General features: G+C 72.0%; 22 protein-coding genes. 10 read left to right on the top strand and 12 right to left on the bottom strand.

The annotated features are described in order from the left end of the window. Positions 1-7 precede the first annotated feature (7 nt). Positions 8-463: a GNAT family N-acetyltransferase gene (locus ACZ6S4_RS14920; protein ID WP_465475460.1), complete on the top strand. Its 456-nt coding sequence runs from the start codon at positions 8-10 to the stop codon at positions 461-463. A 10-nt stretch (positions 464-473) separates the two neighbouring features. Here the strand turns inward: ACZ6S4_RS14920 and ACZ6S4_RS14915 are convergent, their stop codons facing one another. The 4 genes from ACZ6S4_RS14915 to ACZ6S4_RS14900 all read right to left on the bottom strand — a co-directional run bounded on the left by ACZ6S4_RS14915 (position 474) and on the right by ACZ6S4_RS14900 (position 3,763). After that, entirely contained in the window at positions 474-1,457 is a 984-nt protein-coding gene (locus tag ACZ6S4_RS14915; protein WP_465475459.1) for a methyltransferase, read from the bottom strand. A 126-nt stretch (positions 1,458-1,583) separates the two neighbouring features. Next, positions 1,584-2,264 (bottom strand): lytic polysaccharide monooxygenase auxiliary activity family 9 protein, encoded by a 681-nt coding sequence (locus ACZ6S4_RS14910; protein WP_465475458.1) that lies wholly within the window; start codon positions 2,262-2,264, stop codon positions 1,584-1,586. 123 nt (positions 2,265-2,387) lie between these two features. Further along, complete coding sequence (locus ACZ6S4_RS14905) at positions 2,388-2,873, bottom strand: methyltransferase family protein (RefSeq protein WP_465475457.1); 486 nt, start codon at positions 2,871-2,873, stop codon at positions 2,388-2,390. After that, complete coding sequence (locus tag ACZ6S4_RS14900; RefSeq protein ID WP_465475456.1) at positions 2,804-3,763, bottom strand: LysR family transcriptional regulator; 960 nt, start codon at positions 3,761-3,763, stop codon at positions 2,804-2,806. Before ACZ6S4_RS14900 ends, ACZ6S4_RS14905 begins: the two co-directional genes overlap by 70 nt. A 98-nt stretch (positions 3,764-3,861) precedes the next feature. Here ACZ6S4_RS14900 and ACZ6S4_RS14895 point away from each other — a divergent pair, with 98 nt between their 5' ends. Beyond that, positions 3,862-4,482: a LysE family translocator gene (locus ACZ6S4_RS14895; RefSeq protein ID WP_465475455.1), complete on the top strand. Its 621-nt coding sequence runs from the start codon at positions 3,862-3,864 to the stop codon at positions 4,480-4,482. Positions 4,483-4,779: 297 nt separating this feature from the next. On the opposite strand, the gene ACZ6S4_RS14890 is transcribed toward ACZ6S4_RS14895, so the two are convergent. Genes ACZ6S4_RS14890 through ACZ6S4_RS14875 form a run of 4 tightly spaced genes read right to left on the bottom strand, consistent with a single transcriptional unit; the run spans position 4,780 to position 7,414 of the window. Beyond that, on the bottom strand, positions 4,780-5,934 hold the full coding sequence (locus ACZ6S4_RS14890; protein ID WP_465475746.1) for a GDSL-type esterase/lipase family protein: 1,155 nt from the start codon (positions 5,932-5,934) through the stop codon (positions 4,780-4,782). Next, complete coding sequence (locus tag ACZ6S4_RS14885) at positions 5,931-6,557, bottom strand: TetR/AcrR family transcriptional regulator (RefSeq protein WP_465475454.1); 627 nt, start codon at positions 6,555-6,557, stop codon at positions 5,931-5,933. Before ACZ6S4_RS14885 ends, ACZ6S4_RS14890 begins: the two co-directional genes overlap by 4 nt. 60 nt (positions 6,558-6,617) lie before the next feature. Next, positions 6,618-7,097 carry a zinc-binding dehydrogenase gene (locus tag ACZ6S4_RS14880; protein ID WP_465475453.1) on the bottom strand — a complete coding sequence of 160 codons (480 nt, stop codon included), beginning with the start codon at positions 7,095-7,097 and terminating at the stop codon, positions 6,618-6,620. After that, positions 7,016-7,414: a hypothetical protein gene (locus ACZ6S4_RS14875; protein ID WP_465475452.1), complete on the bottom strand. Its 399-nt coding sequence runs from the start codon at positions 7,412-7,414 to the stop codon at positions 7,016-7,018. The genes ACZ6S4_RS14880 and ACZ6S4_RS14875 overlap by 82 nt, the downstream gene beginning before the upstream one ends. Between ACZ6S4_RS14875 and ACZ6S4_RS14870 the strand changes: the two genes are divergently transcribed. From ACZ6S4_RS14870 to ACZ6S4_RS14860, 3 genes are all read left to right on the top strand, one after another. Then, on the top strand, positions 7,413-7,622 hold the full coding sequence (locus ACZ6S4_RS14870) for a hypothetical protein (protein WP_465475451.1): 210 nt from the start codon (positions 7,413-7,415) through the stop codon (positions 7,620-7,622). The genes ACZ6S4_RS14875 and ACZ6S4_RS14870 overlap by 2 nt on opposite strands. Before the next feature lie 57 nt (positions 7,623-7,679). After that, a complete protein-coding gene (locus tag ACZ6S4_RS14865; protein WP_465475450.1) occupies positions 7,680-7,859 on the top strand; it encodes a hypothetical protein in 180 nt (59 codons plus the stop codon). 70 nt (positions 7,860-7,929) lie between these two features. Next, positions 7,930-8,964, top strand: coding sequence for an aminotransferase class V-fold PLP-dependent enzyme (locus ACZ6S4_RS14860; RefSeq protein ID WP_465475449.1), 1,035 nt, complete (start codon positions 7,930-7,932; stop codon positions 8,962-8,964). On the opposite strand, the gene ACZ6S4_RS14855 is transcribed toward ACZ6S4_RS14860, so the two are convergent. The 3 genes from ACZ6S4_RS14855 to ACZ6S4_RS14845 all read right to left on the bottom strand — a co-directional run bounded on the left by ACZ6S4_RS14855 (position 8,913) and on the right by ACZ6S4_RS14845 (position 11,706). After that, positions 8,913-10,352, bottom strand: a complete 1,440-nt coding sequence (locus ACZ6S4_RS14855) for an MATE family efflux transporter (RefSeq protein ID WP_465475448.1) — start codon at positions 10,350-10,352, stop codon at positions 8,913-8,915. The two genes, ACZ6S4_RS14860 and ACZ6S4_RS14855, sit on opposite strands and share 52 nt — an antisense overlap. Positions 10,353-10,508: 156 nt before the next feature. Then, entirely contained in the window at positions 10,509-10,949 is a 441-nt protein-coding gene (locus ACZ6S4_RS14850; RefSeq protein ID WP_465475447.1) for a MarR family winged helix-turn-helix transcriptional regulator, read from the bottom strand. 25 nt (positions 10,950-10,974) lie between these two features. Further along, entirely contained in the window at positions 10,975-11,706 is a 732-nt protein-coding gene (locus tag ACZ6S4_RS14845; protein ID WP_465475446.1) for a helix-turn-helix domain-containing protein, read from the bottom strand. A gap of 229 nt (positions 11,707-11,935) precedes the next feature. Here ACZ6S4_RS14845 and ACZ6S4_RS14840 point away from each other — a divergent pair, with 229 nt between their 5' ends. Genes ACZ6S4_RS14840 through ACZ6S4_RS14820 form a run of 5 tightly spaced genes read left to right on the top strand, consistent with a single transcriptional unit; the run spans position 11,936 to position 14,516 of the window. After that, on the top strand, positions 11,936-12,601 hold the full coding sequence (locus ACZ6S4_RS14840) for a DUF4097 family beta strand repeat-containing protein (protein WP_465475445.1): 666 nt from the start codon (positions 11,936-11,938) through the stop codon (positions 12,599-12,601). Then, complete coding sequence (locus ACZ6S4_RS14835; RefSeq protein ID WP_465475444.1) at positions 12,601-13,392, top strand: alpha/beta fold hydrolase; 792 nt, start codon at positions 12,601-12,603, stop codon at positions 13,390-13,392. Before ACZ6S4_RS14840 ends, ACZ6S4_RS14835 begins: the two co-directional genes overlap by 1 nt. Before the next feature lie 55 nt (positions 13,393-13,447). Continuing rightward, positions 13,448-13,825 (top strand): DUF2089 domain-containing protein, encoded by a 378-nt coding sequence (locus ACZ6S4_RS14830; protein ID WP_465475443.1) that lies wholly within the window; start codon positions 13,448-13,450, stop codon positions 13,823-13,825. After that, positions 13,825-14,082, top strand: coding sequence for a hypothetical protein (locus tag ACZ6S4_RS14825; protein ID WP_465475442.1), 258 nt, complete (start codon positions 13,825-13,827; stop codon positions 14,080-14,082). Before ACZ6S4_RS14830 ends, ACZ6S4_RS14825 begins: the two co-directional genes overlap by 1 nt. A gap of 11 nt (positions 14,083-14,093) precedes the next feature. Beyond that, positions 14,094-14,516 (top strand): SHOCT-like domain-containing protein, encoded by a 423-nt coding sequence (locus tag ACZ6S4_RS14820; RefSeq protein ID WP_465475441.1) that lies wholly within the window; start codon positions 14,094-14,096, stop codon positions 14,514-14,516. 8 nt (positions 14,517-14,524) lie between these two features. Here ACZ6S4_RS14820 and ACZ6S4_RS14815 read toward each other — a convergent pair whose 3' ends face one another. Further along, positions 14,525-15,157: a DedA family protein gene (locus ACZ6S4_RS14815; protein WP_465475440.1), complete on the bottom strand. Its 633-nt coding sequence runs from the start codon at positions 15,155-15,157 to the stop codon at positions 14,525-14,527. Positions 15,158-15,278: the final 121 nt, after the last annotated feature.

Below are 15,278 nucleotides of genomic sequence, written 5' to 3'. Positions count from 1 at the left end.
GGCGGTCATGACGGAGGTGCGGCTGGAGCCGATGACCGAGGACCAGTACAAGCCGTGGCGGGCCGAGGCCGAGGCGCACTACGCGCGCAGCGTCGCCGCGACCGGCCTGTCGCCGCAGGCCGCGGCCCGCGACGCCGCCGACACCTACGCGCGGCTGCTTCCCGACGAGTTCGCCACCCCCGACCACCACTTCTGGTACGCCCACGACGGCGAGCGCCGCGTCGGTTTCCTCTGGATCAAAGTCACCCGTGACACCGCCTTCGTCTACAACGTCGCGGTCGAGCCCGGCCTGCGCCGCCGGGGCTACGGCCGGGCGATCATGCTGGCCGCCGAGCGCTGGTGCCGGGCCCAAGGGCTGACCAGCATCGGGCTGCGCGTCTTCGCCCACAACGACGGCGCCCGGGCCCTCTACGAGCAGCTCGGCTTCGTCGAGACCAGCCGCAACATGGCCAAGGACCTCTGAACGAGGGCACTCAGTCCGGGACGGCCACCAGCACACCGGACGGCGGCGGCAACTCGGTGAGACCGGTCCATCTCCAGCCGGTCCCGGCCAGCCAGCCGGTCACCTCGTCGACCTGGTAGAGGTCACCGCCGCTGATGATGAGGAACTCGCCGGCGCCGAAGCGGGCCGACGGGTGCGGTGCCTGGTCGGTGCGCCACCAGTCGACGAGCAGCAGCGTGGCGTCGGGCGCGGCGGCTGCACGCAGGCGCCGGAACAGCTCGATGATCCGGTCCGGGGGCAGCAGGTGCACGAGGTTCGCGACCAGGATGACGTCGTGCCCGGGCGGCAACGGCGACTCGAAGACGTCGGCGCCGATCGCGGTCAGGCGGGGGATCGCCTGACCGGCGACCGCCGCGGCCACCTCGGGCAGGTCGATCAGGGTGACGCTGAGATTCTCGTACGCGGACAGGATCGGCCGGGCGAACGTGCCGTAGCCGCCGCCCACGTCGAGCAACCGCCGGTGCCGGCCGAAGTCGTACGTGCGGGCCAGGTCGGCCGCGGTCTCGGCGGTGACGAGCGCGACCGTCGACTCGTACGCATCGGTCTGGGCCTCGTCGAGCACCGGGCGCACGCCGCGCCGGGTGCGGAACGCCTCGATCGCGTTGCCCCAGGCCGGATAGCTCACCGTGGCCCAGTAGCGGGCCATCGGCCGCAGGTCGGCCGGTCCGCGTCCGGTCAGGAACGCCTCGGCGTCCGGCGCGGTGCGGAAGGCGCCACCCTGACGCTCCAGCAGGCCGGCGTCGGCGAGCAGGTCGGCCATCGCCCGCGCGCTGCGTTCCGGGATGTCGCAGCGTTCGGCCAACTGGACCGGGGTGGCGGGCTCGGGTCCGGCCGCGGCGAACAGGCCGGTCTCCACGGCCGCGAACAACGTCTGGGAGATCATGTAGCCGCAGTACAGGTCGATGATGCGCGCCGGGCCGGGCGGACCGTCCGGCGACTCGAACACTCGGGACATCGCGGCACCTCCTCGCGTTCCGGTCACATTGTTGCCCATCGATGAGATCCCGTGGGGGCGGCGTCGCCGGGAAAGAGTCCGGCCCGGGACGGTGGTGTCCCGGGCCGGGTGGTGCGGTGCTGCGGCTCAGCCGAAGTTCACGTCACTGCACCACATGTAGGCCTGGTCGAGGTGCGAGGCCTGCCAGATGACGAACAGGATGTGGTGTCCGGTGTAGCCGGAGGTCGAGATGTTGAACGTGATGTTCTGCGCCGGGGCGTACCGTCCGGTCTGCGTGAGGAAGTCGAGGTTGCCCCACCCGAGGCTCTGGGTGGCCGGGTTGAACCCGTTCCTGCTCACGTAGACGCGGAAGAAATCGGCGCCGTGGCTGGCCTGGTCGTACAGCCGGACCGAGAAGTTGTTGCTGACCCGGGTCTGCTTCCAGGCCCCGGGCTGGTTCAGGCTGTTGTTCCTGGCGAGGCCGTTGCTGCACAGCTGGCCGTCGGGCGTACGGGCCTGGTACTGCCCGCCGAGGCCGTCCCGCAGCGCGCTCATCCAGTTCCACATGGTGTCGGAGTTGGCCTGGAAGGCCTGCCAGCACATGGGGTCCTGTTGCTGCATGGCCGGGTTGGTGTGGTTGGTGCCCCAGGCCTGCCAGCACTGGTAGGCCCGGGACGCCGGGTCGACGATGGTGCCGTGGGCCTGCGCCGCGCCGGCCCACGGCAGCATGCCGGCCATGATGGCGAGGAGCAGGACGAGTGCCCGGAGAGGCTGGCGGACGGCTGAGGAGGATCGCCTGCCGGATTGCCCGAGCTTGGGGGAACTCATGGATCATCTCCGTTCATCGACGTGAGGTTCCATATGGGAGCGCTCCCAGTATTGCATCGAGCAACATGAATTTCAACAATTGGTCAGCTTTGGTGGCGCTGTGTGGCGAGTTGGCCGGAGTCGCTACCGTGCGGGCCGGCTCCCACCGAGCCTCGGCACGAATCGCGGCGTGCGCCGCGCGTACGCCTGGTAGTCCGGGAACCGCGCCCGCATCTGGCCCTCTTCCCATCCGGCTTTGACGACGAGCAAGGCACACAGCGCAGCCGCGGCGACCGGCCGGACCCGGCCGCCGGCCGTCACACCGCGGACGGCGGATGCCGTCATCACGCCCGTGTAGACCGGGTGCCGGACCAGCGCGTACACGCCATGGGTGCGCAACTGGCTGCCCTCGCGGGGCACTGGCATCGGGGTGAGGTCCGAACCGAGCTCGCGGAGGCCGGCCACCGCCACGGCGGCACCGGTTCCGATGGCGAGGCCGGTGACCGCTCGGAGCGTGCGCGGACCCGCCGCACCGTGTGCACGTCGGCGCGGCGCGAAGATCAAGGCGAACAGGACTGACTGGGCGACGACGAAGGCGTACCCCAGCAGTCGTTCTTCTCTGTCCCGCATGGCTGGCTCGCTTCCGTTCGGAGGTGGATGTGCGCGGCCTCGGTGAGGGCGGCGACGAGCGCGGCGGTGGCGGGCGGGTCCGGTGGCTCGCCGTAGGTGGCGGCGTGGATCCGGCGCAGCGGTACGGGCAGCGGCGTGGCCGTGATCGCCGGGTGGCGGTGGGCCCGCAGCGCCAGTCCCGGGATCGTGGTGACGCCCATGCCCGCGGCGACCAGGCTCTGCATCACCACCATGTCGTCGGTGGTGTACGCCAGGCGCGGGGTGAAACCGGCCCGTTCGCACATCTCCACCAGATGGCGGCGGCACCGTTCGCAGCCGGCGATCCACGGCGTACGCGCGTGGTCGGCCAGGGTGGTGCCACCGCCGGTGGTGAGCAGGTACAGCGGGTCGTCGAGCAGATGGGTCAGCCGGATGCCGTCGTCCTCCGGGGCGGTGTCGTCGTACCGGAAGATCACCGCGACCTCGACCTGACCGGTGCGCAGCTGGTGCAGGGCCTCTTCCGGATGGGTGTCGGCCAGGCCGAGCTCCAGGCCGGGATGGCGCCGGGCCAGGATGGTGGCCGCCTGCGGGACCAGCGAGCTCATGGCCGAGCCGAAGCCGGCCAGCCGGACCCGTCCCGTGCTCAGCCCGACCAGCGCGGAGAGCTCCGCGGTGGCCGCGTCGACCCGGCCGATGATCTCGGCTGCCCGGTCCGCGAGCAGGCGGCCGGCCGGGGTGAGCCGGATCCCGCGCCCGGCCCGCTGCACCAGCCCGGCTCCGAGCTGAGCCTCCAGCCTGGACAGCTGATGGCTGATCGCGGGCTGGGTGTAGCGCAGCTCCTTGGCGGCCGCGGTCACCGACCCGAGCCGGGCGACGGCGGCGATCACGCGCAACTGCACCAGGGTCACCATTCATGAATTCTAGTCATGGGACCGCCCGAGAACTGGCATTGGACGTATGGATCGGTCGGCGGCATCGTCAATCGGACCGACGGAACGAGGAGACGGCGATGCTGACGTTCGCGATAACGGCCCTGGTGCTGATCATGCTGCCGGGCCCGGACCAGGCCCTGATGACCCGCAACGCGCTGGTCGGCGGCCGGGCCGGGGGAGTGCTGAGCCTGGTCGGCGGCGTGCTGGGAGTGGGGGTGCACGCGGGCGCCGCCGCGCTCGGGTTGTCGGCGCTGCTGCTCGCCTCGGCGACGGCGTTCACCGTGCTGAAGGTCGCCGGGGCGGTGTACCTGCTGTGGCTCGCGGCGCAGATGCTGTGGTCGGCCGCGCGGTCACCACGCTCGCCGGTCACCGGGCAGGCGGACGTGGTGCCGGTGCGGCGGTCGGCGTACCTGCGGCAGGGGTTCCTGTCGAACGCGCTGAACCCGAAGGTGGCGCTGTTCTTCGTCACCTTCCTGCCGCAGTTCCTCACCGTCGGCAGCGGCTCACCGCGGGCCGAGGCTCTGCTGCTGTCGGCGATCTTCGCCGGGCTCTACCTGAGCTGGTTCGGGCTCTACGTCGCCGCCGTGGACCGGCTCGGCCGCTGGCTGCGCCGCCCGCGGGTCAAGGCGCGCATCGAGCAGGTCACCGGGCTGGTCCTGGCCACCGTGGCCGTCCGTCTGCTCGTCACCAGCCACTGATCCCCGGAGACGGCGCACCCGTCAAGTCAACGAAAGTCTGATCCGGTCCCGGTGCGCGCCAGTCGTTCCGCAGACGCGGGCACGGGCCCGGATCGGCCTGGTCGTCTCCGCCTACCTCACCCGCCGCGCCCGCGTCCTGGCCGCCGGCCGGGTGTTCGCCAAGCTGGACCGCGACAACCGGGTGCGGGCCGCGACGCTCGCCCAGCGGGCCGGCCTGCTCGGCTGAGGATGAGGACCGGCCGGTCGTCAGGCGTCGCGGGCGTCGCGAGGGCGCCGCCCGCGAAGCCCGGCCGGTCGTCAGGCGTCGCGGCCCGCGGCGAAGGCGCCGCCGCCCGCGAAGACCAGCTTCGCGAAGCGGTCGCCGATGAGGCGGTGGGTGGCCGCGTCCGGGTGCAGCCGGTCGGGCAGCGGCAGCTCGGCGAAGTCGGCCTCGCCGTAGAGGTCGAGCCCGCTCAGGTGATGCAGGTGCGGGTCGCCGGCGGCGCGTTGCGCCACGATGCGGGCCAGCTCGTCGCGGATCACCCGCAGCGTGAGCTTGCCAGCGGCGCGCTCGGCCGGATCGCCGGTGGCGACGAACTTGACCTGACCCTCGCGCAGCGCGTCGAGGTCGAAGGCGCCCGGCCCGGGGGTGTCCTCGTGGATCGGGCAGTAGATCGGGGAGACGACCAGCAGGGGAGTGCTGGGGTGCCCCTCCCGGATGGTGTCGAGGAAGCCGTGCACGGCCGGGATGAAGGCGCGCAGCCGCATCAGGTCGGCGTTCACCAGGTTGATGCCGAGCTTGACGCTGATCAGGTCGGCCGGGGTGTCCCGCAGGGTGCGCGCGGTGAACGGGTCGAGCAGGGCGCTGCCGCCGAGACCCAGGTTGATCAGCTCCACGCCGCCGCGGGCGGCGGCGAGCGCCGGCCAGGTGGTGGACGGGCTCGCGGCGTCGGAGCCGTGGCTGATCGAGCTGCCGTGGTGCAGCCACACCGGCCGGTCGCCGTGGGCGGCGGGCAAGACCGGTGCATCGGTACGCAGGGCGACGAGCTCGGTGGCCTCGTTGTGCGGCAGCCAGATCTCGACGTCCTTGTCGGTGTCCGGCAGGCCGGTGAACGACACGGTGCCCACCGCGCCCGGCCGGTGCTCGGTGCTGCCGGTCGCCATGTCGATGGTCAGGGTGGCGCCGCCGGGGACGCTGCCCTGCCCGGCCAACCGGCCGTCGACGAGCAGGTCGTACACGCCGTGCGGGCGGGGCGGCAGGCCGGCGTAGGTGCGCCGGGTGGCCAGGGCGTCGAGCTCGACGGCGGTGGCGCGGGTGCGGAAGCCGATCCGTACGCCCGAGGGCTGCGCCTCGACCATGGCCAGCTGCGGGTCCGGGGTCTGCGCCCGGGCCCAGGCCGGCAGCCGGTGCGGCCGCAGGCCGTGCTCCGTGCGCTCCAGCTCGGCGGCACCGCGGAAGAGCTCGGCGGTCAGGGGTGTGGTGATCCAGGTGTTGATGACGCCACCTCGGGTCGAAGGGGTAGGGGCTGTTCCGCGGGCCAGTTGCGCAGCAGCGAGTCGAGGGCGTCCATGATGCGGGTCCAGGACTGCTGCGAGTCGGGGCTGCTGTGGTCGAAACCGCCGGCCAGCTCCAGGCTGAGGTAACCGTGGAAGGTGCTGCCGATCAGCCGTACGGCATGGGTCTGGTCCGTCTCGCTCAGCTGATAGCCGCGGAGGATCGCGCGCAGCAGCTGCGCGTGCCGCGGCCCGGCGCTCGCCGCGGCGGTCGCCGGGTCGAGCCGCATGCGGGTCGCGGCATACCGGCCGGGGTGGGCGCGGGCGTAGTCGCGGTAGACGTCGCCCAGCGCGCTCAGGGCGGCCTTGCCCGCCCGGCCGGCCAGAGCCGCCGCACTGAGATCGGCGAGCTCGTCGAGGGCGAGGAGAGCGATCCGGGTCTTGAGGTCGCGCGAGCCCTCGACGTGGGCATACAGGCTCGGCACCTTGACGTCGAACTGCCGGGCCAGCGCGGACACGGTGACCTGGTCGAAACCGACCTCGTCGGCCAGATCCGCCCCGGCCCGCACCAGCCGCTCCGGCGTCACTCCCGCTCGCGACACGACCGCCCCCCTTTTCCTAAAGCAACTATGCATTTACCTAATGGTCTTAGGCAAGGTGATTCACGGCACGAAGACGATGCGGTCGTCGGTCCGGATCGCCCAGGCCTGCGAGACCTCGGCGAGCGGCACGGTGTGCGGCCGTACGTCGATCGCGCCGTTCGCCACCGCGGCGGCCAGTTCCGGCAGTTCCGCGGGTAAGTCGCGCGCGGGGACGGAGCCGATGCCGCTGCCGATCTGCAGCCTCGCCCCGCGCAGGGCCACGGACGGCACGACCGTCCCGCCGGCGACCGAGCCGATCTGGATCCAGCTCAGCGGCGCACTCCGGTCGGCGCGCGCGGTCAGCAGCGCCGTCATGGCGCGGGCGGACGGCTCACCCCGGACGTGGTCGACGACGACGTCGACATCCGCCGCGCGATCGACGTCGTCGCAGGTGACTGTCTCGTCCGCGCCGAGGGCGGTCAGACCGGTTGGCCGCGCGGTGTCGCGGCCGCAGCCGATGACGTGCGCGGCGCCGAACTGCTTGGCGATCCGGACCGCCATCCGCCCGGCGTTGCCGGTGGCGCCGAGCACGAGGACACGCCGGCCGCGCGGAAGGAGATGCGCCGGCGCAGTGCCACCCAGGAGGACATCGCGGGGTTCATCGCCGCGGCGATCCGGACCGGGTCGATGTCGTCGGGCAGCGGCACGCTGCGGCGGACGTCGATCACGGTGCGGTCGGCGAACGTGCCCAGGGCGGTGTCGTCCAGCACCGCGTAGCGCAGGCGCCCGGCGGGATCCAGATGGTGCAGGCCCGCCGCGAGCAGGACTTCCGACGCCGTCGTGGACGACGCCCTGGTCCGCAGTGCCTTCCGGGTCATGGGAGTGCTCACCCGGGCCGGGGCTGCGCACGACCTGTCCCTGACCCAGCTGCGGGTCCTCGGCATCCTGTTCATCACCCCGGCCGGCCTCGAACTGGCCGACCGGGTGCAGGCCGAGATCCAGCGGGACCTGGCCCCGGCGACCGGCCGGCTCGACCCCCGCCAGCGCGAACAGCTCGCCGGACTGCTCGAGCTCGTCCTGGCTTGAGGTGGGGGTGGAGAATGGAGAGTCCGAGTCCGGTGAGCTCGACCAGGGAGGCCCGCGATGAGTGGCGATCAGGAGCAAGTCGAGCCCCGTACGGAGGAGGAGCTCGCCCACCTGCGGCAGACCAGGTTCGGTCACCTGCCCGCGCGGGTCCGTCCGGAGGATCTGGTCGAGTCCGAGGACGCCGAGCCGGTGCACGAGGAGCCGGCCGAGCCCATGGTGCGCCGGGAGTGGGGCTGATCCGCCACGGGGGCCACGACGCCCCGATTGGCTGCTTCGGCCCGGCGGCTGCGCTGACACACTCGGCCGAGTGGATATCAGGGAAGCTCAGCAGCTCTGGAGTGCACTGCCCGGCTGGTTGAACACCGCGGGCTACGGCTTGCCGCCGCAGCCTGCGTGGGACGCGCTGCAGGCCGCGCTCGGCGACTGGCGGGTCGGCGCGACCTTCGCCACCGAGTGGGACGGTGCCACCGGACTCGCCCGCGCCCGCTTCGCCCGCCTGCTCGGGGTGCCCGAGGCCGACGTCGCGGTCGGCGCGCAGGCATCCCAGCTGATCGCCCCGGTCGCCACCGCCGTCGCGGACGGGTCGCGGGTGGTGGTGCCGGAGATCGAGTTCACGTCGAACCTGTTCCCCTGGCTGGTGCACAGCGACCGGCTGAAGGTGCTCACGGTGCCGACCGACCGGCTGATCGAGACGGTGGCCGCGGGCTGCGACGTGGTGGCGTTCTCGCTGGTGCAGTCGGCCACCGGGGAGGTCGCCCCGTACGAGCGGATCGTCGCGGCCGCCCGCGAGGTGGGGGCCACGGTGGTCGTCGACGCCAGCCAGGGGTGCGGGTGGCTGCCGTTCGATGCCGAGCTGGCGGACGTGGTGGTCGTCAGCGCGTACAAGTGGCTGATGTGTCCGCGGGGCGCGGCGTTCGCCTATCTGAGTCCGCGGATCCGTGACCGGGTCCGGCCGATCGCCGCGGGCTGGTTCGCCGGTGCCGACCTGAGCGACTCCTACTACGGCCCGGAGATGCGGCTGGCCGGCGACGCGCGGCGCTTCGACGTGTCACCGGCGTGGTTCAGCTGGATCGGGGCCGCGCCGGCGCTCGGCGTGGTGGAGCGGATCGGCATCGCGGCGATCCACGACTACGACGTGGCGCTGGCCAACCGCTTCCTCGCCGGGCTGGGCCGACCGGCCGGGGACAGCGCGATCGTCACCTTCGAGGCGCGCGACGCCGGGGCCGTCCTCGCGGCGGCCGGCATCCGCGTGGCCCAGCGGGCCGGCCGGCTCCGCGCGGCGTTCCACATCTACAACACCGAGGCCGATGTGGACCGGGCGCTGGACGTGCTGACCGGCTGATCCGGTTCCGGGCTGCCCGCGGCCAGGCCGCGGTCGATCGCGTGGCGGGACGCGAGCCACAGGACGCCGCCGGCGACGAACACGACGACCTCGGTGACGGTCAGCGCCCAGATGATGCCGGCCAGCCCGAACCAGAGGTTGCCCAGCAGCACGATCGGCAGGAACAGCACGCCCTGGGTCACCGACATCACGGTCGCGGCCACCGCCCGGCCCGTCGCCTGGAACAGCGAGGTGATCAGGCCGGTGAAGCCGTTCGCGACCATCGCCACGAGCTGCGCGGTGAGGATCGTGACGCCGGTCGCGAGGACCGTGGGGTCGGCCACGAACGCGGAGAACACCTGCTCGCGGAACAGGAACACCGCCAGCGAGAAGGTCAGCGCGATGCCCCCCACGGCGATCGCGGAGCCGCGCAGCGCTGCCAGCAGCCGGGTCCGGTCGCCCTTGCCGTAGGAGTAGGCGAGCAGCGGCAGGACGCCGAACGTCACGCCCATGACCAGGAACTCCGGCACCTGCGCGATGCGTACGGCGACGCCCATGGCCGCGAGCGGGCCGTCGCCGTACGCGGCCGCGAGATTGTTGAGCACCAGCGAGGTGACGATCAGGAACGCGGACTGCAGCAGCGTGCCGACCCCCACGCCGAGGACGGGCTTGAGCACGGCGGGGGAGAGCGTGAACCAGCGCGGCGCCAGACTCAGGTGCTCGCTGTGCCGGGCCAGCCAGACGGCGAAGTACGCGACCACACCGAGGTTGGCCAGACCCATCGACAGCGCGGCGCCGGCGACACCCCGGTGCAGCACGAGGATGAACAGGACGTCGAACACGACGTTGCCGGCCGCCGAGGCGATCAACCCGATCATCACCTGCCGAGCGGCACCCTCGGCCCGGACGAGCTGCTCGAGACACACCGCCGCGGCGAGCACGGGCACGAAGGCCAGCATGACGGCGACGAACGCCCTGGTCGCGGGCACAGCGGCGGCATCGGCGCCGAGCACTGAGACGAGCGGGTGCAGCAGGAACAGCCCGGTGCCGCCGAGCACGGCCCCGACGATCACCGAACCCCAGACGGCGAACGACGAGACGCGCCTGATCTCGCGTGCCTTCGCGGGGTCGCGTTCCGCGGCGCCGAGCAGCCGCGAGACGAGCGCGCCGCCGCCGACGCCGAAGACGTTGCCGACCGCCATGACCAGGCCCAGGATGGGCGCCCCGAAGGTGATCGCGGCGAGCAGCGCGGTGTCGTGCAACGAGCCGATGAAACCGGCGTTGATGAGGTTGTAGATCGCGCCGACGATCATCGCGGCCGCCATCGGCACGCAGAGGTGCAGCAGGGCGCGGGTGATCGGTGCGGCCGACAGGTACCAGCGGTTCGTGCCGTCGACGTCGGTGGTCATGACTTCTCCTTCGGGCAGGGTCGAGCGCGCGCCGGCGGAAGCCGGCACGGCGGTATTCGGGCAGGTTGAAGGCAGCGGCGGCGAGTGCCGACGCTGGTCGTTCGGAGGGCAGGTTTCAGCTACGCGCCGGCGTCCGCCGGAGCCGCGCGTCCGCGGTTACGACCGCGTGGGTTGCGGCAGTTCCGCGGTGATCTTGGTGAGCAGGGCGTGCAGGGTGGCCCGTTCGGCCTCGTCCAGCGGGGCGAGGATGGTCTCATCGGCGGCGGCCATGGCGGTGTCGAAGCCGGCGATGAGCTCGGCGCCGGCCGGCGTCGCGTAGACCCGTTTGCTGCGCTCGTTGCCGGCCTCCGTGCGCCGCTCCACCAGGCCGCTGCGCTCGAGTCCCTGCAGCAGGCTCGAGACGCTGGCCGGGGTCGTGCGGCTCACCTGGGCGATGTCGCGCTGGATGGACCCGGGATGCTGCACCAGGTAGCCCAGCACGAAGGCCTGCTCGTGGCTGAGCTCGCGGGCCCGGATCCAGTCCTCGCCGGCCTTGCGCTGGGCCCAGCCGATCCAGCGGACCAGTTCCAGGCTGGTGGTGAGCTTCGGTGCATCCATGATGAGAAAGCTAACTGTTTGGACTCTAACTGTCAATGCTCGAACTGACTGGCGGCGTGTGTAGTACCTCGCGGGCCTGTTCGGCGGCCCGCGTGATGCTCTCGCTGATGAAGTCGAGGAAACGGGCGATGTTCTCCAGGCGGGTGGCGGCGGCGGTATTCGGTCCGAGGACGGCCACGCCCCGGCGCGCGGTCTCGACGAGCTGGTCGTTGGCCCGGGCGCTGGCGATCGTCGCCTGGTAGAAGAGCTCGTCGTCGACGATGTAGCGGTCACGGCGGCGGTCGTCGCGTTCCCGGCGGACCAGGCTCTGGCTCTCCAGGAAGGCGATCGCCTTGGAGATTGAGGCCGGGCTGACCTGGACGCGCCGGGCCAGCTCGGCGGCGGTGAGGCTGCCCGCGTCCGTGGTGAACAGGCAGGTCAGCACGCGGGCCGACATCTTGCTCACGCCGGAGGCCATGAGGACCGTGGTCAGCGTCTCCTCGTACTCGGCCACGGCCTCGGCGTCGCGTCCGTGCGCCTGGGGGGCCGGCTGCGCCCCTCGGGAGGCGGCGGGCCGGCGTCGGTGGGCGCGGCGCTCGGTGGCGCGGTGGGCCAGGTCGGCCCGGTACGCGGTGGGGCCGCCGTTGCGCATCACCTCCCGCGTGATCGTCGACGTCGGGCGATCGAGGCGCCGGGCGATCTCGGCGTAGGGCAGGCCGTCGGCCAGTCCCAGTGCGATCTGCTGCCGTTCCTGCTGGGTGAGCCTGCCTCCCGGCATCGCGATCTCCTCGGTCCGTGGCTGTTCCGCGCCGCCACCATAGCGTTCACTTCTTGTCCATTGCAATGAAGGCACGCGCACGTTGCATTACGCGACATCATCATTGCAATGAATTTGTCCGGCTGAGCTGCGAAGTTGCCGCCCCAGTGCAACAACGGCGTTGCCGACTCCGGAAAGGCAACGTAGCGTTTCGCACATCGGAAACACCTAACGAGCTCAGGAGAACACGATGCCGAACTTCGACACCCCCGCCCCGATCGCCGCCGTCCTCGACATCCCCGCCGGGCGCATCCAGGTCATCGCCGCCGACCGCGCCGACACCGTCGTCGAGGTGCGGCCGGCCGATCCCGCCAAGAGCCGCGACCTCGAGGCCGCGGAGCAGACCACCGTCTCCTACGCCGACGGTGTCCTGCGGATCCAGGCCGCCACGCCCAAGAGTCAGCTGCTCGGCTCCGCCGGCTCCGTGGAGGTCACCGTCCAGCTGCCCGCCGGCTCGCGGATCGAGGCCACGTCGGCCGCTGCCGAGCTGCGGGGTGTCGGCCGGCTCGGCGACATCACGGTCGAGGGCGCGTACCGCCAGATCAAGATCGACGAAGCGGGGAGCGTCCGCCTGACCGCGGTCGACGGCGACGTCGAGGTCGGCCGGCTCAACGGCCCGGCGGAGATCAGCACCACCCGGGGCGCCATCCGGATCGCGGAGGCGGTGAGCGGCACCGTCGTCCTGCGTACCCAGTCCGGCGACATCTCGGTCGCTGCCGCCGCCGGGGTCTCGGCGGTCCTGGACGCCGGCACCGGCCACGGCCGGATCAGCAACACCCTCAAGAACGACGGCACCGCGGAGCTCGACATCCGCGCCACCACCGCACACGGCGACATCGCCGCCCGGAGCCTCTGATGGAGCTGACCATGAACGAGAACACCACCTGGACCGGCATGGTGCCGGTCGAGGACACGGCACTGGCCGTCACCGACACCGGCGGTCCCGGCATCCCCGTGGTCTACCTCAACGGCCAGTTCGCCACCCAGGGATACTGGCGCCGCGTCATCGCGGATCTGGGGACGGGCCGGCGGCACATCACCTACGACGAGCGGGCCCGCGGCAAGTCGAAGCGGTCGGCCGACTATTCGTTCGAGGCGGCCGTCCGGGACGTCGACGCGGTCCTGGCGGCCCGCGGCGTGGGCCGGGCGCTGCTGGTGGGCTGGTCCTACGGGGCGGTCGTCGCAGCGCACTGGGCCCACCGGAATCCGGAGCGCGCTGTGGGCGCGGTCCTGGTTGACGGCGCGTTCCCGCACGACTGGCTGGACGAGGCCATGGAGCTGCGGATCCGCAAGCTGTTCCGGCGGATGAGCTGGTTCCTGCCGCTGCTGCGCCCGACCGGCCTGGCCCCGAGGATGAACGCCGGCCAGCAGGCGGACAGCAACATCGAGCTCGGCCGGCTCTCCCGCGAGCGGGAGCTGGGCCCGGTGCTGGACGGCATCACCGTCCCGGTGCGCTACGTCGTCGCGTCGGGGACGTCCTTCGGCAGCCGCGGTGACGAGCAGGAGAAGATCCGCGCCGGCCTGGACGCGGTGACCGGGCGCAACCCGAACATCCGGATCGCGGCGAAGGTCACCAGCAACCACGGGGCGATCCTCAAGAAGGACCACGCGGCCGTCGCCGACGCCGTCCGCGCGATCACTGATTAAGAAAATCAAGATCGACATCGTAAAAGTGAAGCTGTCGCGGTGTAAAACTAGAGATATGACAGAGCAGGCGATGGACTGGCAGGAGCTGACGGGCCTGACCGGGGGCCGGCCATTCGTGGTCGAGCGGGTCCGCCTGACCGGCGGCGACATCGCGATCGAGGGTGCGTTCGAGCCGCCGCAACTGGCTCAGCTCACCGTCGAGGACCAGGTCTTCGTCACGGCGTTCGTGCGGTGCCACGGCTCGATCAAGGAGATGGAACGGATCTTCGGGGTCAGCTACCCGACGATCAAGTCCCGGCTCAACCGGATCACCCAGCTGCTCGGCTTCGTCGAGACCGATCCGGCGCCGTCCCGGGCCGAGGTCATCGACCGGCTGCGCCGCGGCGAGATCACCGCTCGGCAGGCACTGTCCGAGCTGGACGGTGACACGTGATGCCGCAGCTGGTGACCGTACGGGTGAACAGCCCGCGCGGCCGCCGCATCCGGATCTGGGTCCCGGTCCTGCCCGTGGTGCTCGTCCTCCTGCCGGTCCTGGTCCTCGCCGTCCTGGCGGCGGCCGTGGCCTGTCTCGTCCACCGCGTCAGCGTGGCGCGGGCCCTCGGCACCGGGTGGCGCACCGTCTCGGCGTTGCCCGGCACCCGGGTCGACATCGAGCAGGGCCGCACGGCCGTGCTCGTCACCGTCCGATAGGAGAGCTCGCGATGAACGAACAGCGCAGGGACATCCTCGACCTGCTGGCCGAGGGCAGCATCACCGCCGAGGAGGCCGAGCAGCTCATCGCCGCGCTCGACCGGAACCGGCCGGCGTCGGCGCCGGGCCCCGAGGTCCGGCCCCACGGCAAGGTGAAGTATCTGCGGGTGGTGGTGGACTCCGTGGAGAACGGCGAGCCCGGCCGGGTCAACGTGCGGGTGCCGTTGCAACTGCTGCGCGCCGGGGTCCGGCTGGCCGCCCTGATCCCGCCGCAGGCCCTGGGCCGGGCCAATGCCGAGCTGAGCAAGGCGGGCGTGCCGTTCGACCTCACCCAGCTCAAACCGGAACAGCTCGAGGCGCTCGTGGACCACCTCGACGACATGACCGTCGAGGTGGACCAGCCCGACGCCAAAGTGCGGGTCTTCTGCGAGTAGGCCGCGCATCACCCGGCGCGCACCGGGAGCGTCTTGACGCGGTGGCGGGTGTGCGACTTGCGATGGCTGATCCGGCGGCGGACCAGTTCGATGACGCCACCGAACGCGAACGACAGCCCCAGACCCACGCCGAGACCCAGCAGCGGGTTCTCGACGAACGCCGCGCCGCCCACGAAGCCCAGCCCCGCCGTGTACGCGGCCCAGGCCAGCGCCGCTGTCGCCGAGGCGGGGCTGAACCTGGACAGCGGCAGCCGGGCCGTGCCGCAGGCCAGGTTCATCGTCACCCGGCCGCCCGGCAGGAACCGCGACATCACGATCAGCAGGCCGGGACGCCGGTCGAGCTGCCGGCCCGCCGCCGCGACGGCCCGGCTGACGTGCCGGGAGCGGTTGATCAGCCGGGGGCCGAGGACGCTGCGGCTGAGGCCGTACGCGAGGTGGTCGCCACTGAAAACGCCCAGCGCGGTGGCCAGCACGACCAGCACCAGGCTCGGCGTGCCCGCGTGGGCGAAGACGCCGGACGCCAGCACCGCGGCCTCGGAGGGGATCATCGGCACCACGCCGTCCAGGCTGCACAGGCCCGCGAGCAGCGGGTAGAGCAGCGGAGACGTCATCACCGGGCCGACCAGAGGAATCAGATCCATGGGCCGAAGCGTGGGCGCGGGGTACCGCGGCGGGCGTCGATCTCCGGTACCGGCGGGCGTCATCCCCGGGTAGGGGGTCGGATACCTCTGCGGTTGGACGCCGCGCGTGACCGGTCTCGGT

The organism is Actinoplanes sp. NPDC051405, from assembly GCF_055586185.1.
Note: the sequence above shows the minus strand (reverse complement) of the source record. Positions and strands in the feature narration are given on the sequence as shown.

Coding starts and splice junctions, on each gene's coding strand:
- ACZ6S4_RS14920 (WP_465475460.1), top strand. CDS start 8: ATGACGGAGGTGCGGCTGGAGCCGATGACCGAGGACCAGTACAAGCCG.
- ACZ6S4_RS14915 (WP_465475459.1), bottom strand. CDS start 1,457: ATGTCCCGAGTGTTCGAGTCGCCGGACGGTCCGCCCGGCCCGGCGCGC.
- ACZ6S4_RS14910 (WP_465475458.1), bottom strand. CDS start 2,264: ATGAGTTCCCCCAAGCTCGGGCAATCCGGCAGGCGATCCTCCTCAGCC.
- ACZ6S4_RS14905 (WP_465475457.1), bottom strand. CDS start 2,873: ATGCGGGACAGAGAAGAACGACTGCTGGGGTACGCCTTCGTCGTCGCC.
- ACZ6S4_RS14900 (WP_465475456.1), bottom strand. CDS start 3,763: ATGGTGACCCTGGTGCAGTTGCGCGTGATCGCCGCCGTCGCCCGGCTC.
- ACZ6S4_RS14895 (WP_465475455.1), top strand. CDS start 3,862: ATGCTGACGTTCGCGATAACGGCCCTGGTGCTGATCATGCTGCCGGGC.
- ACZ6S4_RS14880 (WP_465475453.1), bottom strand. CDS start 7,097: ATGGCGGTCCGGATCGCCAAGCAGTTCGGCGCCGCGCACGTCATCGGC.
- ACZ6S4_RS14870 (WP_465475451.1), top strand. CDS start 7,413: ATGGGAGTGCTCACCCGGGCCGGGGCTGCGCACGACCTGTCCCTGACC.
- ACZ6S4_RS14875 (WP_465475452.1), bottom strand. CDS start 7,414: ATGACCCGGAAGGCACTGCGGACCAGGGCGTCGTCCACGACGGCGTCG.
- ACZ6S4_RS14865 (WP_465475450.1), top strand. CDS start 7,680: ATGAGTGGCGATCAGGAGCAAGTCGAGCCCCGTACGGAGGAGGAGCTC.
- ACZ6S4_RS14855 (WP_465475448.1), bottom strand. CDS start 10,352: ATGACCACCGACGTCGACGGCACGAACCGCTGGTACCTGTCGGCCGCA.
- ACZ6S4_RS14850 (WP_465475447.1), bottom strand. CDS start 10,949: ATGGATGCACCGAAGCTCACCACCAGCCTGGAACTGGTCCGCTGGATC.
- ACZ6S4_RS14845 (WP_465475446.1), bottom strand. CDS start 11,706: ATGCCGGGAGGCAGGCTCACCCAGCAGGAACGGCAGCAGATCGCACTG.
- ACZ6S4_RS14840 (WP_465475445.1), top strand. CDS start 11,936: ATGCCGAACTTCGACACCCCCGCCCCGATCGCCGCCGTCCTCGACATC.
- ACZ6S4_RS14835 (WP_465475444.1), top strand. CDS start 12,601: ATGGAGCTGACCATGAACGAGAACACCACCTGGACCGGCATGGTGCCG.
- ACZ6S4_RS14830 (WP_465475443.1), top strand. CDS start 13,448: ATGACAGAGCAGGCGATGGACTGGCAGGAGCTGACGGGCCTGACCGGG.
- ACZ6S4_RS14825 (WP_465475442.1), top strand. CDS start 13,825: ATGCCGCAGCTGGTGACCGTACGGGTGAACAGCCCGCGCGGCCGCCGC.
- ACZ6S4_RS14820 (WP_465475441.1), top strand. CDS start 14,094: ATGAACGAACAGCGCAGGGACATCCTCGACCTGCTGGCCGAGGGCAGC.
- ACZ6S4_RS14815 (WP_465475440.1), bottom strand. CDS start 15,157: ATGGATCTGATTCCTCTGGTCGGCCCGGTGATGACGTCTCCGCTGCTC.